Annotated in this window: 18 protein-coding genes and 1 pseudogene; 16 read left to right on the top strand and 3 right to left on the bottom strand. The window is 63.9% G+C overall.

Features of this window, described 5'->3' with window-relative positions; all coding sequences use genetic code 11:
• From uvrB to Q0602_RS21720, 7 genes are all read left to right on the top strand, one after another.
• On the top strand, positions 1 to 1,907 hold a 1,907-nt coding region (uvrB, locus tag Q0602_RS21750; RefSeq protein ID WP_298847959.1), incomplete at its 5' end, for an excinuclease ABC subunit UvrB.
• A 21-nt stretch (positions 1,908 to 1,928) separates the two neighbouring features.
• Entirely contained in the window at positions 1,929 to 2,750 is an 822-nt protein-coding gene (nei, locus tag Q0602_RS21745; RefSeq protein ID WP_298847957.1) for an endonuclease VIII, read from the top strand.
• Between the two features lie 180 nt (positions 2,751 to 2,930).
• Positions 2,931 to 4,436 (top strand): fumarate hydratase, encoded by a 1,506-nt coding sequence (locus tag Q0602_RS21740; protein ID WP_298847955.1) that lies wholly within the window; start codon positions 2,931 to 2,933, stop codon positions 4,434 to 4,436.
• A 175-nt stretch (positions 4,437 to 4,611) separates the two neighbouring features.
• On the top strand, positions 4,612 to 6,033 hold the full coding sequence (cls, locus tag Q0602_RS21735; RefSeq protein WP_295037873.1) for a cardiolipin synthase: 1,422 nt from the start codon (positions 4,612 to 4,614) through the stop codon (positions 6,031 to 6,033).
• A 61-nt stretch (positions 6,034 to 6,094) separates the two neighbouring features.
• Entirely contained in the window at positions 6,095 to 7,012 is a 918-nt protein-coding gene (locus Q0602_RS21730; RefSeq protein ID WP_149434886.1) for a LysR substrate-binding domain-containing protein, read from the top strand.
• A 141-nt stretch (positions 7,013 to 7,153) separates the two neighbouring features.
• Positions 7,154 to 8,149: a YihY/virulence factor BrkB family protein gene (locus tag Q0602_RS21725; RefSeq protein ID WP_298847950.1), complete on the top strand. Its 996-nt coding sequence runs from the start codon at positions 7,154 to 7,156 to the stop codon at positions 8,147 to 8,149.
• Positions 8,115 to 8,360, top strand: coding sequence for an acylphosphatase (locus Q0602_RS21720; protein ID WP_298847948.1), 246 nt, complete (start codon positions 8,115 to 8,117; stop codon positions 8,358 to 8,360). The genes Q0602_RS21725 and Q0602_RS21720 overlap by 35 nt, the downstream gene beginning before the upstream one ends.
• 57 nt (positions 8,361 to 8,417) lie before the next feature.
• Here Q0602_RS21720 and Q0602_RS21715 read toward each other — a convergent pair whose 3' ends face one another.
• From Q0602_RS21715 to Q0602_RS21705, 3 genes are all read right to left on the bottom strand, one after another.
• Positions 8,418 to 9,374 (bottom strand): nucleoside hydrolase, encoded by a 957-nt coding sequence (locus Q0602_RS21715; RefSeq protein WP_298847946.1) that lies wholly within the window; start codon positions 9,372 to 9,374, stop codon positions 8,418 to 8,420.
• A 108-nt stretch (positions 9,375 to 9,482) separates the two neighbouring features.
• On the bottom strand, positions 9,483 to 10,427 hold the full coding sequence (locus tag Q0602_RS21710) for a ribokinase (protein WP_298847944.1): 945 nt from the start codon (positions 10,425 to 10,427) through the stop codon (positions 9,483 to 9,485).
• Positions 10,427 to 11,371: a D-2-hydroxyacid dehydrogenase gene (locus Q0602_RS21705; RefSeq protein ID WP_298847931.1), complete on the bottom strand. Its 945-nt coding sequence runs from the start codon at positions 11,369 to 11,371 to the stop codon at positions 10,427 to 10,429. Before Q0602_RS21705 ends, Q0602_RS21710 begins: the two co-directional genes overlap by 1 nt.
• A gap of 303 nt (positions 11,372 to 11,674) precedes the next feature.
• On the opposite strand from Q0602_RS21705, the gene Q0602_RS21700 reads away from it, so the two are divergent.
• The 9 genes and pseudogenes from Q0602_RS21700 to Q0602_RS21660 all read left to right on the top strand — a co-directional run.
• Positions 11,675 to 11,968, top strand: coding sequence for a zinc ribbon domain-containing protein (locus tag Q0602_RS21700; protein WP_298847961.1), 294 nt, complete (start codon positions 11,675 to 11,677; stop codon positions 11,966 to 11,968).
• 44 nt (positions 11,969 to 12,012) lie between these two features.
• Entirely contained in the window at positions 12,013 to 13,794 is a 1,782-nt protein-coding gene (gene aspS, locus Q0602_RS21695) for an aspartate--tRNA ligase (protein ID WP_298847928.1), read from the top strand.
• Positions 13,795 to 13,968: 174 nt separating this feature from the next.
• Entirely contained in the window at positions 13,969 to 14,508 is a 540-nt protein-coding gene (gene ruvC / locus Q0602_RS21690; RefSeq protein WP_298847926.1) for a crossover junction endodeoxyribonuclease RuvC, read from the top strand.
• Positions 14,509 to 14,582: 74 nt separating this feature from the next.
• A complete protein-coding gene (ruvA, locus tag Q0602_RS21685; protein ID WP_298847925.1) occupies positions 14,583 to 15,188 on the top strand; it encodes a Holliday junction branch migration protein RuvA in 606 nt (201 codons plus the stop codon).
• A 7-nt stretch (positions 15,189 to 15,195) separates the two neighbouring features.
• Positions 15,196 to 16,248, top strand: coding sequence for a Holliday junction branch migration DNA helicase RuvB (gene ruvB / locus Q0602_RS21680; protein WP_295037852.1), 1,053 nt, complete (start codon positions 15,196 to 15,198; stop codon positions 16,246 to 16,248).
• Positions 16,241 to 16,651 carry a tol-pal system-associated acyl-CoA thioesterase gene (gene ybgC, locus Q0602_RS21675; protein ID WP_298847924.1) on the top strand — a complete coding sequence of 137 codons (411 nt, stop codon included), beginning with the start codon at positions 16,241 to 16,243 and terminating at the stop codon, positions 16,649 to 16,651. Before ruvB ends, ybgC begins: the two co-directional genes overlap by 8 nt.
• 13 nt (positions 16,652 to 16,664) lie before the next feature.
• Positions 16,665 to 17,354, top strand: coding sequence for a protein TolQ (gene tolQ / locus Q0602_RS21670; RefSeq protein WP_110708907.1), 690 nt, complete (start codon positions 16,665 to 16,667; stop codon positions 17,352 to 17,354).
• A gap of 14 nt (positions 17,355 to 17,368) precedes the next feature.
• Positions 17,369 to 17,809, top strand: a complete 441-nt coding sequence (gene tolR, locus Q0602_RS21665) for a protein TolR (protein WP_295037848.1) — start codon at positions 17,369 to 17,371, stop codon at positions 17,807 to 17,809.
• Positions 17,810 to 17,818: 9 nt separating this feature from the next.
• Positions 17,819 to 18,341: pseudogene (locus Q0602_RS21660) on the top strand (protein TolA); the annotation flags it as partial.

Genomic DNA, 18,341 nt, shown 5'->3' with positions numbered 1-18,341 from the left:
CGGGCAAGACCTTCACCATGGCCAATGTCGTCGAGACGCTGCAGCGCCCGACCATCGTGCTGGCGCCGAACAAGACCCTGGCGGCCCAGCTCTACGGCGAGTTCAAGAGCTTCTTCCCGGACAACGCGGTCGAGTATTTCGTATCGTACTACGACTACTACCAGCCGGAAGCCTATGTGCCGTCGTCGGATACGTTCATCGAGAAGGACGCTTCGATCAACGACCATATCGAGCAGATGCGGCTCTCCGCGACCAAGGCGCTGCTGGAGCGTCGCGACGCGTTGATCGTGGTATCGGTTTCCGCGATCTACGGCCTGGGCGATCCCGAGCAGTACATGAAGATGCGCCTGCACTTCAATCGCGGCGAGCAGATCGACCAGCGCAGCTTCCTGCGCCGGCTGGCGGAGCTCCAGTACACGCGCAACGATGCCGACTTCCGCCGTGGCACGTACCGGGTTCGCGGCGACGTCATCGATGTCTTCCCGGCAGATGCCGAGGACGAAGGCGTGCGGGTCGAGCTGTTCGACGACGAGATCGACTCGATCCGGCTGTTCGATCCGCTGACCGGGGAGGTGCGAGGTCAGGTGCCACGGATGACCATCTACCCCAAGAGCCACTATGTCACGCCACGGGATACCATCCTCGGCGCGATCGACTCGATCAAGCAGGAGCTGGCGGACCGGCTCGAGTACCTGCGCAAGCACGAGCGCCTGGTCGAGGCCCAGCGGCTCGAGCAGCGCACGCTCTACGATATCGAGATGATGCTGGAGCTGGGTTACTGCAACGGCATCGAGAACTACTCCCGCTATCTTTCCGGGCGCGCGCCGGGGCAGGCGCCGCCGACGTTCTTCGACTACCTGCCGGACGACGCGCTGCTGTTCATCGACGAGTCCCACGTCAGCGTGCCGCAGGTCGGCGGCATGTACCGCGGCGACCGGTCGCGCAAGGAGACGCTGGTCGAGTACGGCTTTCGTCTGCCGTCGGCGCTGGACAACCGGCCGATGACGTTCGAGGAGTGGGAGGGCATCGTACCGCAGACGGTGTTCGTCTCGGCCACGCCGGGGCCGTACGAGGCGGAGCACGCGGGCCAGGTCGTCGAGCAGGTCGTGCGTCCCACCGGGCTGGTCGATCCGCAGATCGAGGTGCGTCCGGCCACGACCCAGGTCGATGACCTGCTCTCCGAGATCCGGTTGCGTGTCGATGTCGGCGAGCGGGTGCTGGTGACCACCCTGACCAAGCGCATGGCCGAGGATCTGACCGAGTATTTCGACGAACACGACATTCGGGTTCGCTACCTCCATTCGGATATCGACACGGTGGAACGGGTCGAGATCATTCGCGATCTTCGCCTGGGCAAGTTCGATGTGCTGGTCGGCATCAACCTGCTGCGTGAGGGGCTCGACATCCCCGAGGTATCGCTGGTCGCCATTCTCGACGCCGACAAGGAGGGCTTCCTGCGTGCCGAACGCTCGTTGATCCAGACGATCGGACGGGCCGCGCGTAACGCCCACGGCAAGGCCATCCTCTACGGGGATCGAATCACCGATTCCATGCGCCGGGCGATGGACGAGACCGAAAGACGCCGCAACAAGCAGATCGCGCACAATGAACGTCACGGCATCACGCCGATGACCGTGACCAAGTCCGTGGCCGACATCATGGAAGGGGCGCAAGCGCCGGGAAGCCGCAAGAGTGGGCGTAAGCGCACCGAGCAGCTGGTGGCGGAAGCCCCGGGCGACTACACCCGCGAGGCCTTGAGCCAGATGAACGCGCCGCAGCTGACCAAGGAGATCGGCAAGCTGGAGGATCGCATGCACGAGGCTGCCCAGAATCTCGAATTCGAGCAGGCCGCGAAGCTGCGCGACCAGTTGCAGACGCTCAAGGTCAGGTTGCTGGAGCTGGGATAGGCGAGGTCGGGAAACGCTCGAATGCCGGAAGGACCGGAAATACGTCGCGTTGCGGATCGGCTGGGCAGGGTGCTGGTCGGCAGACCGTTGGTTCAGGCCTGGTTCGCCTTTGCCGAGATCGAGTCGATGGCGGGGCGCCTGAGCCGAAGCCGGGTCACGGCCGTCGATTGCTGGGGCAAGGCGCTGCTGATCGCCTTCAGCGACGGGCACGTGCTCTACTCCCACAACCAGCTCTATGGCGTATGGCGCGTTCATCGCAGCGACAAGCCACCGGTGACGGGGCGGGTGCTGCGTGCCCGGTTGGCCACCGAGACGCATGCGGCCAGCCTTTACAGCGCCTCGGATATCTCGCTGTGGACGACCGAGACCGTTCGGCAGCAGCCATTCCTGGCTCGCCTGGGGCCGGATCTGTTGACGCATGATGTCTCGGCGGGGGATATCGAGGCGCGACTGTCGGACTCCCGCTTCGCGGGCCGTGGGCTCGGCGGGTTGCTGCTGGATCAGGGGTTCTATGCCGGTATCGGCAACTATCTGCGCTCGGAGATCCTGTTCTACGCCGGGCTACCGCCGAGAAAACGCCCCAGGGATCTGACGAGCTCGCAGCGCCGGAAACTGGCGTGCGTCATCCTGGCCACGATTCGGCAGGCCTACCGGGAAGCCGGCGTGACCAACCGTCCCGCATGGCGCAAGCGGCTGCAGCTGGCAGGGAAGCGACGCGGGCAGTGGCGGTTCGCCGTGTTCGATCGCGAGGGCCTGCCTTGCCATGCCTGCGGTTCGGCCATCGTTCGCGAAGCCGTCGCCTCTCGCCGCCTTTATCGTTGCCCCCACTGCCAGCCGGAGTGACAGGAAGCACCATCGTTCGGGTAGCGGCAGGACACGGTTTATACCGTTATCTTCGGTTTACCAAATCCATCGGCAAACTGCCAATTTCGGTTCCCTAGGGTATGATTGGCGGCCTTGAAGTTACCGACCCGCGGACGATCGATCCGCCGGGCAGTCACCGTGACCAGCAGGAGACCGATGATGACCGTGATCCGCCAAGAGGATCTCATTCAGAGCGTGGCCGACGCGCTGCAATACATCTCCTATTACCATCCCAAGGATTTCATTGATGCCATGCACGCGGCCTACCAGCGGGAAGAGAACCCTGCCGCGCGGGATGCCATCGCACAGATTCTGATCAATTCCAGGATGTGCGCCACCGGCCATCGGCCGATCTGTCAGGACACCGGTATCGTCACGGTCTTCGTTCACGTCGGCATGAACGTGCGCTGGGAAGCCGACATGAGCCTCGACGACATGGTCAACGAAGGCGTGCGCCGCGCCTACCTGCTGCCCGACAACGTCCTGCGCGCTTCGGTGCTGGCCGACCCCGACGGCAAGCGTCGGAACACCGGTGACAACACCCCGGCAGTGATCCACCACAAGCTGGTGCCGGGTGACACGGTCGAGATTCACGTGGCGGCCAAGGGCGGGGGGAGCGAGGCCAAGTCCAAGTTTGCCATGCTCAACCCGTCGGACAGCGTGGTCGATTGGGTGCTGGAACAGCTGCCCAAGATGGGCGCCGGCTGGTGCCCCCCCGGTATGCTGGGGATCGGCATCGGAGGTACCGCGGAAAAGGCCATGGAACTGGCCAAGGAAGCGCTGCTCGACCCCATCGACATTCAGGCGCTCCAGGCCCGCGGTGCCAGCAATCGTGCCGAAGAGCTGCGGCTGGAGCTGTTCGACGAGGTCAACCGGAGCGGCATCGGCGCGCAGGGGTTGGGCGGATTGACCACGGTGCTCGACATCAAGGTCAAGGATTATCCCACTCATGCGGCCAACAAGCCGGTGGCGATCATTCCCAACTGCGCTGCCACCCGCCATGTGCATTTCAGCCTCGATGGCAGCGGTGCGGCGCAGCTGCCGGCACCCAGGCTCGACGACTGGCCGGAGATCACCTGGGAAGTGGGCGAGGGCGTGCGCCGCGTCAATCTCGACGAGATCACCCCGGAAGCCGTGCGCGAGTGGCAGCCCGGCGATACCGTGCTGCTCTCCGGCAAGCTGCTGACCGGGCGGGACGCCGCCCACAAGCGGATGATCGATATGCTGGCCAGGGGCGAGAGCCTGCCGGTGGATCTGAAGAATCGCTTCATCTATTACGTCGGGCCGGTCGATCCGGTCGGCGACGAAGTGGTCGGACCGGCGGGCCCCACCACGGCGACGCGCATGGACAAGTTCACGCGGACGCTGCTCGAGGAGACCGGCCTGTTGGGCATGGTCGGCAAGGCCGAGCGCGGCCCACTGGCGATCGAAGCCATTCGCGACAACCAGGCGGTCTATCTGATGGCCGTCGGCGGCGCGGCCTATCTGGTGGCGCAAGCGATCAAGAAGGCGGAGGTGATCGCGTTCGACGACCTGGGCATGGAGGCGATCTACGAGTTCGAGGTCGAGGACATGCCCGTCACGGTGGCCGTGGACCATCTGGGTACGTCGGTTCACCAGACGGGCCCCGCCAGGTGGAAGGAGATCATCGCCGAGCGGGTCTAAGCGGCCAGGTGGCGGTCGATGGAGCTCGGGCCCGCGGCGCCGGGCCATTCAACGAAGAGATCGCGTCAAGGAGAGAGTCCCTGTGGGGCTCTCTCTTTTTTTCGGTATGATGTTGGTTCGACTAACGATTTTTGGCGGAGAGGATGGTGATGCAGCGTAGCGGAAGATGCCGGACATGACCGTATTGATCGGCTGGCTGTTGTTCGTCTCCCACGTTGCCGGGATCGCCACGGCGATCATGGCGCTGATGTCCAGCCGCACCTCCCAGGGGGCCGTCGCCTGGATCGTGACGCTGATCAGCTTTCCCTATATCGCCGTGCCGATTTTCTGGACATTCGGCCGGCCCAGGTTCTACGGCTATGTCTCGGCGCGGGGTGAGCGGGACACCGTGCTGCGCCAGGTTCTTCAGCGCTATCGGCCGAACATGGAGTCGTTCATTTCGCGGCCGGAAGCGGTCAGCGGACGTATTCGTGCGGTCGAGGAGCTGGCCCGCATGCCGATGACCCGAGGCAACCGGGCGGAGCTGCTGATCGATGGCGATGCCACCTTCGACAGCCTGTTCGAAGGCATCGATCGTGCCGAAGAGTATATCCTCGTCCAGTTCTTCATCGTGCGCGCCGACGAGATCGGCCTGGCCTTCAAGCGCAAGCTGATCCACCAGGCGGAGCACGGCGTCAACGTCTATTTCCTCTACGACGAGATCGGCAGTCGCGGTTTGTCCGGCGGCTATCTGAGAGATCTGGAGGAGGCGGGGGTCCGGGTCTCGGCCTTCAATTCGTCACGCGGCTGGCGCCACCGGTTCCAGATCAACTTCCGCAATCATCGCAAGATCGTGGTGGTGGATGGCCGCGTGGGCTGGACCGGTGGGCTCAATGTCGCCGATGAGTATCTGGGGCGAGTCGAACGTTACGGACGATGGCGGGACACGCATCTCAAGCTCCAGGGACCGAGCGTGCTGGCGCTTCAGGAAGCCTTCTGGGAAGACTGGTACTGGGCGACCGGCGACATCCTGGCTCTCGGCTGGAAGCCCACGCAGATTCCCGATGCGTCCCAACATGTGGCGATCGTACCTTCCGGCCCGGCAGACGGGCGCGAAACGGCCAGCCTTCTGGTTCAACACGCCATTCACGGCGCCCGCCACCGTCTGTGGGTCACCAGCCCCTATTTCGTTCCCGATCACGGCGTCCAGGACGCGCTGACACTGGCGGCGCTCAGAGGCGTCGATGTCCGGGTACTGATTCCCGAGCGTCCGGATCATCTGCTGGTCTTTCTCTCCGCCTTCGCGTTCTTGCCGGAGATGATCCGCAATGGGGTCAAGATATACCGTTATCAGCCTGGATTCTTGCATCAGAAAGTCCTGTTGGTGGACGATCACACCTCGATGGTGGGGACGGTCAATCTCGACAACCGTTCTTTTCGGCTCAACTTCGAAGTCACCGCGTACGTTCCCGACAAGGTCTTTGCCGCCTCCGTTTTCGAGATGCTCGAGCAGGATTTCGCCAATAGCCGACAGGTCAGCCGGCGCGAACTCGAGGAGCGGCCGCTATGGCGCAAGCTGGTGTCACGGGCCACGTACCTGCTGTCGCCCGTGCAGTAGCGATGCCACTGGCGTGGCGCTCGACGTCATCAATGCATGAAGGGTTGCCGGGAGGCCCCCATTGAATCTAGAAACCAAATGGCTCGAGGACTTCGTGGCCTTGTCCAACACGAGGAGCTTCTCGGCTTCGGCGCGCCAGCGACATGTCACGCAGCCCGCGTTCAGTCGGCGCATTCGTTCGTTGGAACAAGCCGTCGGCGCCACCCTGGTGGACCGCTCGACCACGCCGGTCAGCCTGACGCCGGAAGGGCAGCTCTTCCTGGTGACCGCCAGGAATATCGTCGAGCAGCTCAACGACAGCCTGGCCCATCTCCGCGGTCTCGCGATGGACAACGAAGCCCTGGACATCGTCGCCGCCCACTCGCTGGCGCTGGCCTTCTATCCGCCCTGGATATCGCGCCTGCAGAAAGGCGTCGGCGAGCTGCCCACCCGGTTGGTGGCCATGAACGTCGGCGATGCCATCCACGTCCTTCGGGAGGGCAACTGCGACCTGATGCTGGCCTACCACGACCCCTACGCCACCATGCAGCTGGACGCCGAAATCTTTCCCTCGTTCTCCATCGGGCAGGTCAAGATGATTCCCGTCAGCGTTCCGGATGCCGCCGGCGAGCCGAGATTTTCATTCGATGGCGACGGGCCGATTCCGTTCTTGTCCTACACCCAGGGTGCCTTCCTCGGCCGCAGTGTCCGCATGCTGCTCAAGAACGAGCCAGGGCGCATGCGCCTCAAGACCGTCTACGAAACGGCGATGGCGGAAGGGCTCAAGGGCATGGCCTTGCAAGGGGTCGGGCTGGCCTGGATTCCCGATTTCTGCATCCGCGACGAACTGGCGAACGGAAAGCTGGTGCGCGCCGCGGGGAGCGACTGGGACATCCCGTTGGAAATTCGCCTGTATCGATGCTCGCTGGTTCACAAGCCCGGTGTCGAGAAACTGTGGCGCCGCATGATGAAGCTTCCCAGCGATTTCCTGCGTGCATGAGTCGCGCTCGGCACGGACGACGTTCCGCGGCTGGCGCGGGAAGCGCGGAAATCTCGTCTAGACTGGGTGTGTCGTAACAGGTCGATCATCCAAGGTTCGTCTTTACCGCCCGCGGTGACAGCAGACAATAGGGAATTCAACTTGATAGCCCTCTACTCCAACGCCGTCTCTTTCTGCCGATACTGGTTCGCCGTCGTTCGCGATTCAGTCAAGTTGTGGCTCGACCGCAACGCCTTCAGTTACGCCGGTTCGCTGGCGTTCTATACGCTTTTTTCGCTGGCACCAACCGTCATCATCGCGGTCACGGTGGTGGGGTTATGGCTGGGCGAGGATGCCGCCCGGGGCGAGATCGTGAACCGCCTGCAGGACACGCTCGGCCCCTCGGCGGCCAGCGCGATCGAGAGCGCCGTCGCGCAATCGAGCATCCAGGCCTCGGGCATCCTGCCCACGGTGGCGGGCTTCGTCACGCTGCTCATTGGCGCGACGACGGTGTTCGGTCAAATGCAGTTTTCACTTAATACCATCTGGGGGGTCGCGCCCAACCCGGATCGCAACAGTATCCTTCTATTTGCCAAGAAACGTCTGCTGTCGATGGCCGTCGTGCTGGCGATAGGGTTCGTGCTGCTCGTGTCGTTGATATTGGGTGTCATCGTGCAGGCGACGTTCAGCTACGCCGGGGACTGGGTCCCGGGCAGCGTGTTCCTGCTCGAGATCGCTCAGTTCGCGCTGTCCATCGTGGTCATAACGCTGTTCTTTGCCGCCATCTTCAAGGTGCTGCCGGATGTCGTGCTCTCCTATCGCGACGTGCTGCTGGGTGCTCTGGTGACGGCAGTGCTGTTCATCATCGGGCGCAACGCGATCGCGGCCTATCTGGCGCACACGGCCACCGCTTCGACTTACGGGGCGGCGGGCTCGGTCGTGCTGGTCCTGCTCTGGGTATATTACTCATCGCTGATCCTGCTGTTCGGCGCAGCGTTCACCCGAACCCATGTCCTGGCCAAGGGCGGCAGCATCATTCCTCGCAACACGGCCGTGGCAGTGCGCCATGAAGTGATCACAAAGGAGGAGGCATCTCATGACCCATCGGACGATAAGGGCCTGGGTGAGCGGGAGAGTCCAGGGCGTCAGCTACCGTGAACATGTACGCCGTCACGCGGAGCGCTGGGGCATTACCGGTCATGCGATCAATCTCGAGGACGGGCGTGTCGAGGTAACCGCCCACGGCGAAGCCATCGCCATCGCCGAACTGATCGATCAGCTCTGGGAAGGGTCGCCGGCCGCCGACGTCACCGATGTGGCGGTGGAAGACGCAACGTTCGCGGCGCCGGCGAGCTTCACCACAGGCTGAAGCCTGATGGCAACCATCTGGTCCGAGCGCTGCACCTCGCGATCGGACCAGATCACATCAGGGAGAGGGGGGTGTCGTGAGTGTCTCGACGATCCACTCGATCACGGCGGGGCCGTCGGCATTCATGCAGACTTCCGCCACCTTGCCTCGGGACCAGCGGGTGTCGACGAATTCGCGTCGCTCCGGTGCCATCAAGGTCTGGCCCTCGGCCAGACCGTCGGTGACCACGCTCAGATAGCCGCGCTCGACGCTAAACAGATCGGGGCGCATCAGCCATGCCAGTGCACAGCTGTCATGGGGACAACAGCCATCGATGCCCAGCGCCTGCTGATAGAAGGCGCGATAGAAATCGTAGCTCTCACCCAACACCTTACCCAGCGCGCCCTGGGCTTCGACGATGCGCGCCATGCTCTGCGGGTCCAGCACGCAACGGTGCGTGGCATCCAACCCCACCAGCGTCAGCGGCCAGTCGGCCTGCAATACCCGGGCCGCGGCGTGTGGGTCGTTGAATATATTGGCTTCCGCCACGGGGGTCACGTTACCGCCTTCACGGATCGATCCGCCCATCACCACCACTCGCTTGACCTTGTCGACCAAGCCGGGATCGAGCTGCAATGCGGCGGCGAGATTGCCCAGCGGGCCGACGGCGACCAGCACGACTTCGCCCGGACGGGCATTGACCTGATCGACGATGAACTGGGCGGCACTCTGCTTCAGGGCTTGTGTGGAGACCTCCGGCAACTCGATGTTGCCCAAGCCGTTGTCGCCGTGGATATGTCCCGGCGGCGGGTTCTTGGGCTTGACCAGCGGACCGGCGGCCCCCTGGGCAACGGGAATCGACTGACCGGCGAGCTCCGCGAGCAGCAGCGCGTTGTGGGTGGCGACTTCGATCGTGACGTTGCCGAAGGTGGTCGTCAGGCCCAGTAGCTCGATATCCGGGTGGGCCAGCGCGATGGCGATGGCCTGGGCGTCGTCGACCCCTGGGTCGGTGTCGAAAATGATCGGTGTCGGCATGAGGATTCCTAGGATCGGTTCGGGTGGCGCGCCACCAACTGCCGGCCGTCGGCACGGCGTTGGTGACGATGTTCAGGGCTGTGTTCTGGGCTATGTTCAGGGTGATGTTCAGAGGGTCGAACGCTCGACCGGGAGAGCGGGCAGGGTGGCCACGGCCTTCTCGGCGGCATCCGCATCGGGAATGCTGGGTTCGGCACCAGCCTTCTGGACACAGAGCGCCGAGGCGGTCGTCGCCAGGCGCAGCGCCTGCTCGACATCGTCGCCGCGCTGCCGTGCCGCCATGAAGTAGCCGATGAAGGTATCGCCGGCGGCCGTGGTGTCGATGGCCTCCACCTTGTGGGCGGCCAACATGACACGCTCACCGCGATGCTGATGACAGGCCCCCTGGCCACCCAGGGTCAAGACGACCTCCACCTCCGGCAAGCGCGTGGCCAGCGCCTCCAGCAGCGTGTCGGAATCGACGGACTCTTCCTGCCCGACCAGCGCAGCCGCCTCGCCGCGATTGAGGAACAGGAGCTGGCACAGATCTAGCGGCAAGTCGGCAATCTCCACGGAGAGCGGGGCCGGGTTGAATGCGACCGACAGACCCTTGCCGGCCGCCAGGCGCAGCATCTTCCCGGCGTCATTGCACTCGTTCTGGAGCAGGATCCAACTGCCGGGGGCGGCCGAGTCGACCAGGGAGCCGAGGCGACCGTCGTCAAAGCCGTGGTTGGCACCCGGATAGAGAATGATCGCGTTCTCGGCGGCGTCGTCGACCTGGATCAGCGCATGGCCGCTGGCGTCATCGGTCAACTCGATATCCGCGACGTCGACGCCGGCGCGGCTCAACGGCGCCAGCGCCCACCGGTCCCCCTCGTTCAGGCGCCCCCAGTGGACCACGCACCCGCCGGCGCGCGCCAGTGCCAGCGACTGATTGGCACCTTTGCCCCCTAGTACCCGATGCAGGCTGGTACTGGAGAGCGTCTCGCCCGGGCGCACCAGGTGCGGAACCCGGTAGACGTGGTCGATGTTGATGGAGCCGTAGTTGTAGATCCTCGGAGTGTCGTTCGCCATCAGGCGCGCTCCTCGTTCAGCCAGGTGCGCAGGTTGTCCGCGGTCAGGTCGACGACGCGCTGGCGCGCTTCCGGCGTGACCCAGGCATTGTGCGGCGTCACGATCAGGTTGAGCGGCTCGGACAGGGCATCGAGCAGGGGGTGTCCCTCCCGTGGCGGCTCGACGGGCAGGCTATCGACAGCCAGCCCGCCCAGGCGCCCATCGCGGAGGGCGGCGAGCGCCGCGTCCTCGTCGAGGATTCCTCCGCGAGCACAATTGATCACCAGCGCATCCGTCTTCATCGTCGCCAGCGCCTCGCGGTCGACCAGACCACGAGTCGCTTCCGTCAGTGGGCAGTGCAGACTCAGCACATCCGCTTCACCCAGTAATGCCGCCAGCGGTGGACGCGAATCGTCGGCCTCATTGCCAGGGCGTGCGGTGAAGGTGACACGCATGCCGAAGGCTTCACCCAGCTTGGCCACCGCCGTACCCAGCACGCCGCTGCCGACGATCACCAAGTGCTTGCCCGCCAGCTGCAACGTGCGGTGATCGAGCAGGCAGAAGATGTCGCTTCTCTGCCAGGCACCATCACGCACGTCGGTCTGATACAGCGGCAGTCGTGCGGCCAGGGCCAGCATCAGCATCAAGGTGTGCTGGGCGACGCTCGCCGTGCCGTAGGCCGCAACGTTGCGGACCAGGACGCCACGACGTTCGGCCGCGGCCATGTCGATGTTGTTGGTGCCGGTGGCCAGCACGCAGATCAGCTTCAGATCGGGGAGCGCATCGATCAGCTCGGCATCGATGACGACCTTGTTGGTCAACGCGATGGTGGCCCCCTCGAGCCGGCCGAGCGTCTCGTCCTTGGCCGTCAGCTGATGAGTCACGAGATCGTCGACGAGCGCGCGAACCGGCGCGAGGTCGACGTCGTCGCCGAGGGAAGCGGCATCCAGAAGTACGGCTTTCATGCGTCTTTTCCTTGTCTCTTTTCCGTCCCGACGGTCGTCGCCTGGCGGTCGCTGGCGTGTGGACGACGACATCGGCATTGTCAGCCGGTAATATTGCCTGCGACCGGCCGCTACGCGCTATACTATGCGGCTTTCGAGCTTGGCTTGGGAAGGTCCGTATGGCCACCGGTCATGCCGAAGAACGACTGAAAAACCGACTAAAGGATGGCGCGACGCTCGTCGGGAGAAGCGCGCCTGGATATTGCCAGCAAGCCGCTCGATTACCGGCCGGCGACCCTGGCAGTCATAGAGAGTGACGACATCATGCCCATCTATGAATACGAGTGTAAGGCTTGCGGTCATCGGTTGGAAAAGCTCCAGAAGATCAGCGCCGCGCCGTTGACGGATTGCCCCGCCTGCGCGCGCGCCGAACTGTCCCGCCTGGTCTCTGCGGCCGGCTTTCGGCTGGCCGGCGACGGCTGGTACGAGACCGATTTCAAATCGGGCAGCAAGAAGAACCTCGTTGGCGATGGCGCCAAACCCGCCGCGGCCGGCGACAGCGCCGGCAAGTCGGATGGCGCCAGCAAGGCGAGTGGCGAGAGCAAAGCGTCGGCCTGAATACCGTCTTCACCATTTTTAGCTTCATAATCTTAGGATCCAGCATGCGCAGTCATTATTGCGGCCAATTGAACGAGTCATTGATCGATCACGAAGTCACGCTCTGCGGGTGGGTCCATCGCCGCCGCGACCATGGCGGTGTCATTTTCCTCGACATGCGCGATCGAGACGGTGTCGCTCAAGTGGTGGTGGATCCCGACACCGCGGAGGCGTTCGCCAATGCCGACCGCTCGCGCAGCGAATACGTGCTGCGTATCGTCGGTCGTATTCGACTGCGCCCCGAAGGCACCCAGAACCCCAACATGCCCACCGGCATGATCGAGGTGCTGGCCAAGCAGGTCGAGGTACTGAATACCGCCGCCACGCCACCTTTCCAGCTCGACGAGCATGGCAAGGTCGGCGAGGAAGTGCGGCTGAAGTACCGCTATATCGACCTGCGCCGGCCGGAGATGATCGAGAAGCTGCGCCTGCGCTCGCGCATCACCCACAGCGTGCGTGCCTATCTCGAGGATCAGGGCTTCCTCGACATCGAGACGCCGATCCTGACCCGCGCCACGCCGGAAGGCGCGCGGGACTATCTGGTACCCAGCCGGACCCACGATGGCCACTTCTTCGCGCTGCCGCAGTCTCCGCAGCTGTTCAAGCAGCTGCTGATGGTGTCCGGCTTCGACCGCTACTATCAGATTGCCAAGTGCTTCCGTGACGAGGACCTGCGCGCGGATCGTCAGCCGGAATTCACCCAGATCGATATCGAGGCGTCGTTCATCGACGAGCAGGAGATCATGGGGACCACCGAGCAGATGGTGCGCCAGCTGTTCCAGGACGTGCTCGACGTGGCGCTGCCGGCATTCCCACGCATGCCCTACAGCGAAGCGATGCAGCGTTACGGTTCCGACAAGCCGGACCTGCGAATCCCGCTGGAACTGGTGGATGTCGACGACCTGATGCAGTCGGTGGACTTCAAGGTCTTCTCCGGCCCGGCCAAGGCCGATGACGGCCGCGTCGCGGCGCTGAAGGTGAGCGGTGGCGCCAAGCTGTCGCGCAAGGAGATCGACGACTACACCAAGTTCGTTGGCATCTACGGTGCGAAAGGCCTGGCCTGGATCAAGGTCAACGAACGCGCCAAGGGACTCGAAGGCCTGCAGTCGCCCATCGTCAAGTTCATGGAAGGCATCGTCGAGCAGCTACTGGATCGCGTCGGTGCCGAGGATGGCGACATCATCTTCTTCGGTGCGGACAAGGCGCGTATCGTCAACGAGGCGATCGGCGCGCTGCGCGTCAAACTGGGTGAGGACCTCGATCTCTATACCGCCAAGTGGGCGCCGCTGTGGGTGGTCGATTTCCCGATGTTCGAAGCCGACGACAACGGTCGGCTCTCCGCGCTGCACCATCCGTTCACGGCGCCATCCTGCTCGCCGGAAGCATTGCGGTCATCGCCGGCGACGGCGCTGTCCCGCGCCTACGACATGGTACTGAACGGCACCGAACTGGGTGGCGGCTCGATCCGTATCCACGATCAGGCCATGCAGCGTGCCGTGTTCGAGGTGCTCGGCATCGGCAAGGATGAGGCGGAGGAGAAGTTCGGCTTCCTGCTCGATGCGCTGCAGTACGGCGCACCGCCCCATGGTGGCTTGGCGTTCGGTCTCGATCGACTGGTGATGCTGATGACCGGATCACGCACGATCCGCGACGTGATCGCCTTCCCCAAGACCCAGAGCGCCGCGGACCTGATGACCGATGCCCCGGGCGAGGTCACCAACCAGCAGTTACGCGACTTGCATATCCGCCTGCGTCAGAAGGCGCAGCCGGAGTCCACAGGCGAATGACGCGTCTGTTCTGGCAGGACGCCGGCGCCCCAGGTGGGCGCCGGCGTTGTTTTGCCGGTATCTTTCAGGCTCGACGCCGCTCCGGCCACGTCCACGAGATGTGTTCAAAGAGCGGACCCCGGACATTGCCATGAGGAGGCATGATTGGCGGGCCATGGCAGAGGAGTCGGGCGCTTGATCCTGCTGGGCATCGACCCCGGTTCGCGAGTCACCGGCTACGGCGTCATCGATGTCGCGGCCAAGCCGCGCTATGTCGCCAGTGGCTGTATCCGCATCGACGGAGAGGACCTGGCCCAGAAGCTGGCGCGAATCTATGCCGGCATCAGCGAGTTGATAGGTGAGTACCGGCCTTCGGAGTTTGCCATCGAGCGGGTGTTCATGGACAAGAACGCCGACTCGGCGCTCAAGCTCGGTCAGGCACGAGGCAGCGCGATCGTGTGCGCGGCCAATCATGGCCTGCCGGTCCACGAGTACGCCGCTCGCCAGGTCAAGCAGGCGATCACCGGCAATGGTGGCGCCGAGAAGGCGCAGATTCAGCACATGGTGACGGCACTGCTCTCCCTGGATGCGCCCCCGCCGACCGATGCCGCCGACGCATTGGCCATCGCACTGACCCACGGTTACGCTCGACAAGGGTTGCTGACCGTCGCGCCCAAACGTCGTGGAAAACCCTCGCGAGGCGGGAGATGGCGGGACTTCAAGCCGGATTGTTAGCCGCGTGTCGGCGGCTAGTCAGTTGAATCGGCTATGCGTATAGTGGACGCGGTCAGAGTAAGGACACGGATGGCATGATTGGACGTTTGCACGGCACGCTGTTGGAGAAACACCCCCCCTGGATCGTCATCGATGTGCACGGTGTGGGCTACGAGCTCGAGACGTCGATGACGACGCTGGTTTCGATGCCCGGCGTAGGGGAAGAGGTGCGCGTCTACACGCACCTCAGCGTGCGGGAGGACGCTCACCTACTTTACGGCTTTGCCCGCGATGAAGAGCGTCAGCTGTTTCGGGCGCTGATCAAGGTCAATGGCGTCGGCCCCAAGCTGGCGCTGGCCATCCTCTCGGGCATGGACACCGATGCCTTCATCCGCTGTGTCATGGATGGCGACAGCAAGGCGTTGACCAAATTGCCCGGCGTCGGGAAGAAAACGGCCGACCGGCTGATCGTCGAGATGCGCGACCGCTTCCCGCATTGGCAGGAGGGGCAGGGAGCGCTACTCGAGACTGGCAATGTCGCCGCGCGGCCGTCGTCCGACCCCCACGCGGATGCCGAGGCGGCATTGGTGACCTTGGGTTACAAGCCCCCAGAGGCTTCCCGCATGCTGTCCGGTCTGGACAAGAATCTGCCGACCGAGGCGCTGATCAAAGCAGCGCTGTCACGCCAGTTGGCTGGATAACGCACCCATGATTGAACCCGATCGCCTGGTGGCAGCGCCACCGCAGCAGGGCGAGCAGCAGGTCGACCACGCCATCCGTCCCCGCCGGCTCGACGATTATATCGGCCAGCCCCGGGTGCGCGAACAGCTGGACATCTTCATCTCCGCGGCGCGAAAGCGCGGGGACAGCCTCGATCACACCCTGGTTTTCGGTCCGCCCGGACTGGGAAAGACGACGTTGGCCAATATCATCGCCGCCGAGATGGAAGTGGACATCAAGTCCACCTCCGGTCCGGTACTGGAACGTGCTGGCGATCTGGCCGCGATGCTGACCAATCTGCAACCGGGGGACGTGCTCTTCATCGACGAGATTCACCGTCTGCCGGCCGCGGTGGAGGAGGTTCTCTACCCGGCCATGGAGGATTTCCAGCTCGATATCATGATCGGCGACGGCCCGGCGGCGCGTTCGATCAAGCTCGACCTGCCCCGGTTCACGCTCGTGGGTGCCACCACGCGTGCGGGCCTTCTGACCTCACCGCTACGCGACCGATTCGGGATCGTCCAGCGGCTCGAGTTCTATGCCATCGACGAGTTGACAGAGATCGTCACACGCTCGGCGCGCCTGCTCGACGTGCCGGCCGATGTCGCCGGCGCCCGGGAAATTGCCCGCCGGGCCCGGGGGACCCCAAGGATCGCCAATCGCCTGCTACGGCGGGTACGCGACTTCGCAGAGGTCAAGGGCAACGGTAGCGTCGACGCCTCGATCGCCGATCAGGCACTCAACATGCTCAACGTCGACAGCCATGGGCTCGATCACATGGACCGACGGCTGCTGTTGGCGATGATCGAGAAGTTCGATGGCGGACCGGTCGGGGTCGATAGCCTGGCGGCCGCCATCAGCGAGGAACGCGACACGATCGAGGATGTCATCGAGCCCTATCTGATCCAGCAGGGGTTCATGATGCGCACCGCCCGTGGGCGCGTCGTCACTCGCTCCGCCTACAGCCACTTCGGTATCGCGCCCAGCGAGCAGGCGCCCCAGAGCGAACCCCCAAACCATGGCGGCTCCGGCAATGAGTGAATTCATCCTGCCGGTGAAGGTCTATATCGAGGATACCGACGCTGGTGGCATCGTGTACTACGTTAACTACCTGAAATTCATGGAGCGTGCGCGGAGCGAGTGGTTGAACGCATTGGGCTTCGGTCAACGTGGGCTGATCGAGCAGGGCGTACAACTGGTGGTACATTCGCTCCAGTGCCGCTATGCACGCCCTGCGCGGCTCGATGACCGGCTGGAGGTGACAGCCGGCGTCGGCCGCCTTTCCGCCTGCTCGTTGAAATTCGTGCAGGCAGTCCGGTACGACGGGGATACATTATGCGAAGCGACGGTCGATATTGCGTGTGTCGACGCGCAACGCCTGAAACCGAGACGTTGGCCCAGCGAACTACACGCGGCGCTGACATCCGCCATTCCAAGCCAGTGATTCGAGGATTTTCGTGAACGACTCCATGTCCATCCCCCATCTGATCATGAACGCCAGTCTGGTGGTCCAACTGGTCATGCTCCTGCTGTTGGCCGCTTCGGTCGCTTCATGGGTCGTCATCTTTCAACGCAGCTTCGCGTTGAGTCGAGCCAGAAAGGCGCAGAAAGCGTTCGACGAGCGTTTCTGGTCAGGCGTCGATCTCAATGAACTCTATCGTGACGTGCCGGAGAACTACGAAGCGCAAGGTTCGGAACATGTGTTTCGCGCGGGATTCCGTGAGTTCAATCGCCTGATGCCCAAGACGCGCAGCAGCGAAGCCGTGCTGGACGGTGTACAACGTTCCCAGCGGGTGGCGCTATCGCGTGAGGAGGACAACCTCAACGACAAGCTCACCCTGCTGGCCACGGTGGCGTCGGCCAGCCCCTATATCGGCCTGTTCGGTACCGTCTGGGGCATCATGGGTTCCTTCCAGAGCCTGTCGATGGCGCAGCAGGCGACGCTCTCGACCGTGGCCCCCTGGATCGCGGAGGCCCTGGTGGCGACGGCCATGGGCCTGTTCGCGGCGATTCCGGCGGTGATCTTCTACAACCGGTTGTCATCCATCGCCAGCCGTCTGCTCGGCGAGTACGAGGATTTCGCCGAAGAGTTCCATTCGATTCTGCACCGTAACCTGCAAGGTCGCGGTGGCAACCCGGCGGCCTGAGGCGGAGGTTCAACATGGGTGGACCCTATAGCCGCCATCATCGGCGCAAGCCGATGGGCGAAATCAACGTCGTACCGTTCATCGACGTCATGCTGGTACTGCTGGTGATCTTCATGATCACCGCCCCGATGCTGACCCAAGGCGTGCAGGTCGACCTGCCGCAGGTCACGTCGGAGCCGATCGATACCGACGAGCAGGAGCCGATCATCGTCTCCGTGGACAGTCAGGGCGAATACTTCATATCGCTGGGCGAGCAGGACAAGGCAGTCACGTTGCAGACCGTCGGCGACCAGGTGGTGGCGATCCTGGAGCGTAAGCCCAACACGCCGGTCATGGTGCGTGGTGACAAGAATGCATCATATGGGCAGGTCGTGACATTGATGAGTACGCTGCAGATGGCAGGTGTGGCGAATGTCGGATTGATTTCCGAGCCGCCGCAAGGCAACGACGGGTAAGGAGTCAGCATGGCGAAGCGAAACCGCCGTGTCGGTTACGGCTTGCCCGTCGTTCTGGCGATCGCCGTTCACGTGGTGGCACTACTGTTGACGATGCTGCGTCTGCCGGATAGCGAGCCTACGCCCAGCTCGTCCTCGGTGGTGCAGGCCACGCTGGTCAGTGATGTGACCGCAACGGACCAGGCACAGTACGCCCAGGAAGCGCGGGCGCGTGCCGCTCAGCGGCAAGCGGAGGAAGCCGCCCAGCAGGCAGCTGAACAACAGGCGCAGGAAGCCGCGCAGCAGGCTGCCGAGGAGCAAGCCCAGGAACAGGCCCGGCAGCAGGAGGCTCAACGGCAGGCCGCCGCGGAACAAGCCCAGGCAGAAGCCGAGCGTCGCCAGCAGGCAGCGGAACAGGCGGCGGCCGAGCGTGCCAAGGCTGAAGAGCAGCGGAAAGCGGCAGAGGCCGCGCGACAGGCCGAGCGCGAGAAACAGCAAGCCGAAGCCGAGGCGGCCAAGCAGCGCCAGGCGGAGGAGGCGAAGAAGGCCGAAG

Origin of the sequence: uncultured Salinicola sp., assembly GCF_937921195.1 — a bacterium.
Lineage (GTDB): Bacteria > Pseudomonadota > Gammaproteobacteria > Pseudomonadales > Halomonadaceae > Salinicola.
This window is presented reverse-complemented; position numbering and strand designations above follow the sequence as displayed.

Excerpts from the sequence above, each read along its gene's own strand:
- Q0602_RS21715 (WP_298847946.1), bottom strand. The coding sequence starts at position 9,374 with ATGCCGACACCGATCATTTTCGACACCGACCCAGGGGTCGACGACGCC.
- tolR (WP_295037848.1), top strand. The coding sequence starts at position 17,369 with ATGGGTGGACCCTATAGCCGCCATCATCGGCGCAAGCCGATGGGCGAA.
- Q0602_RS21710 (WP_298847944.1), bottom strand. The coding sequence starts at position 10,427 with ATGGCGAACGACACTCCGAGGATCTACAACTACGGCTCCATCAACATC.
- ybgC (WP_298847924.1), top strand. The coding sequence starts at position 16,241 with ATGAGTGAATTCATCCTGCCGGTGAAGGTCTATATCGAGGATACCGAC.
- cls (WP_295037873.1), top strand. The coding sequence starts at position 4,612 with ATGACCGTATTGATCGGCTGGCTGTTGTTCGTCTCCCACGTTGCCGGG.
- Q0602_RS21705 (WP_298847931.1), bottom strand. The coding sequence starts at position 11,371 with ATGAAAGCCGTACTTCTGGATGCCGCTTCCCTCGGCGACGACGTCGAC.
- ruvB (WP_295037852.1), top strand. The coding sequence starts at position 15,196 with ATGATTGAACCCGATCGCCTGGTGGCAGCGCCACCGCAGCAGGGCGAG.
- aspS (WP_298847928.1), top strand. The coding sequence starts at position 12,013 with ATGCGCAGTCATTATTGCGGCCAATTGAACGAGTCATTGATCGATCAC.
- Q0602_RS21700 (WP_298847961.1), top strand. The coding sequence starts at position 11,675 with ATGCCCATCTATGAATACGAGTGTAAGGCTTGCGGTCATCGGTTGGAA.
- nei (WP_298847957.1), top strand. The coding sequence starts at position 1,929 with ATGCCGGAAGGACCGGAAATACGTCGCGTTGCGGATCGGCTGGGCAGG.
- ruvA (WP_298847925.1), top strand. The coding sequence starts at position 14,583 with ATGATTGGACGTTTGCACGGCACGCTGTTGGAGAAACACCCCCCCTGG.
- Q0602_RS21740 (WP_298847955.1), top strand. The coding sequence starts at position 2,931 with ATGACCGTGATCCGCCAAGAGGATCTCATTCAGAGCGTGGCCGACGCG.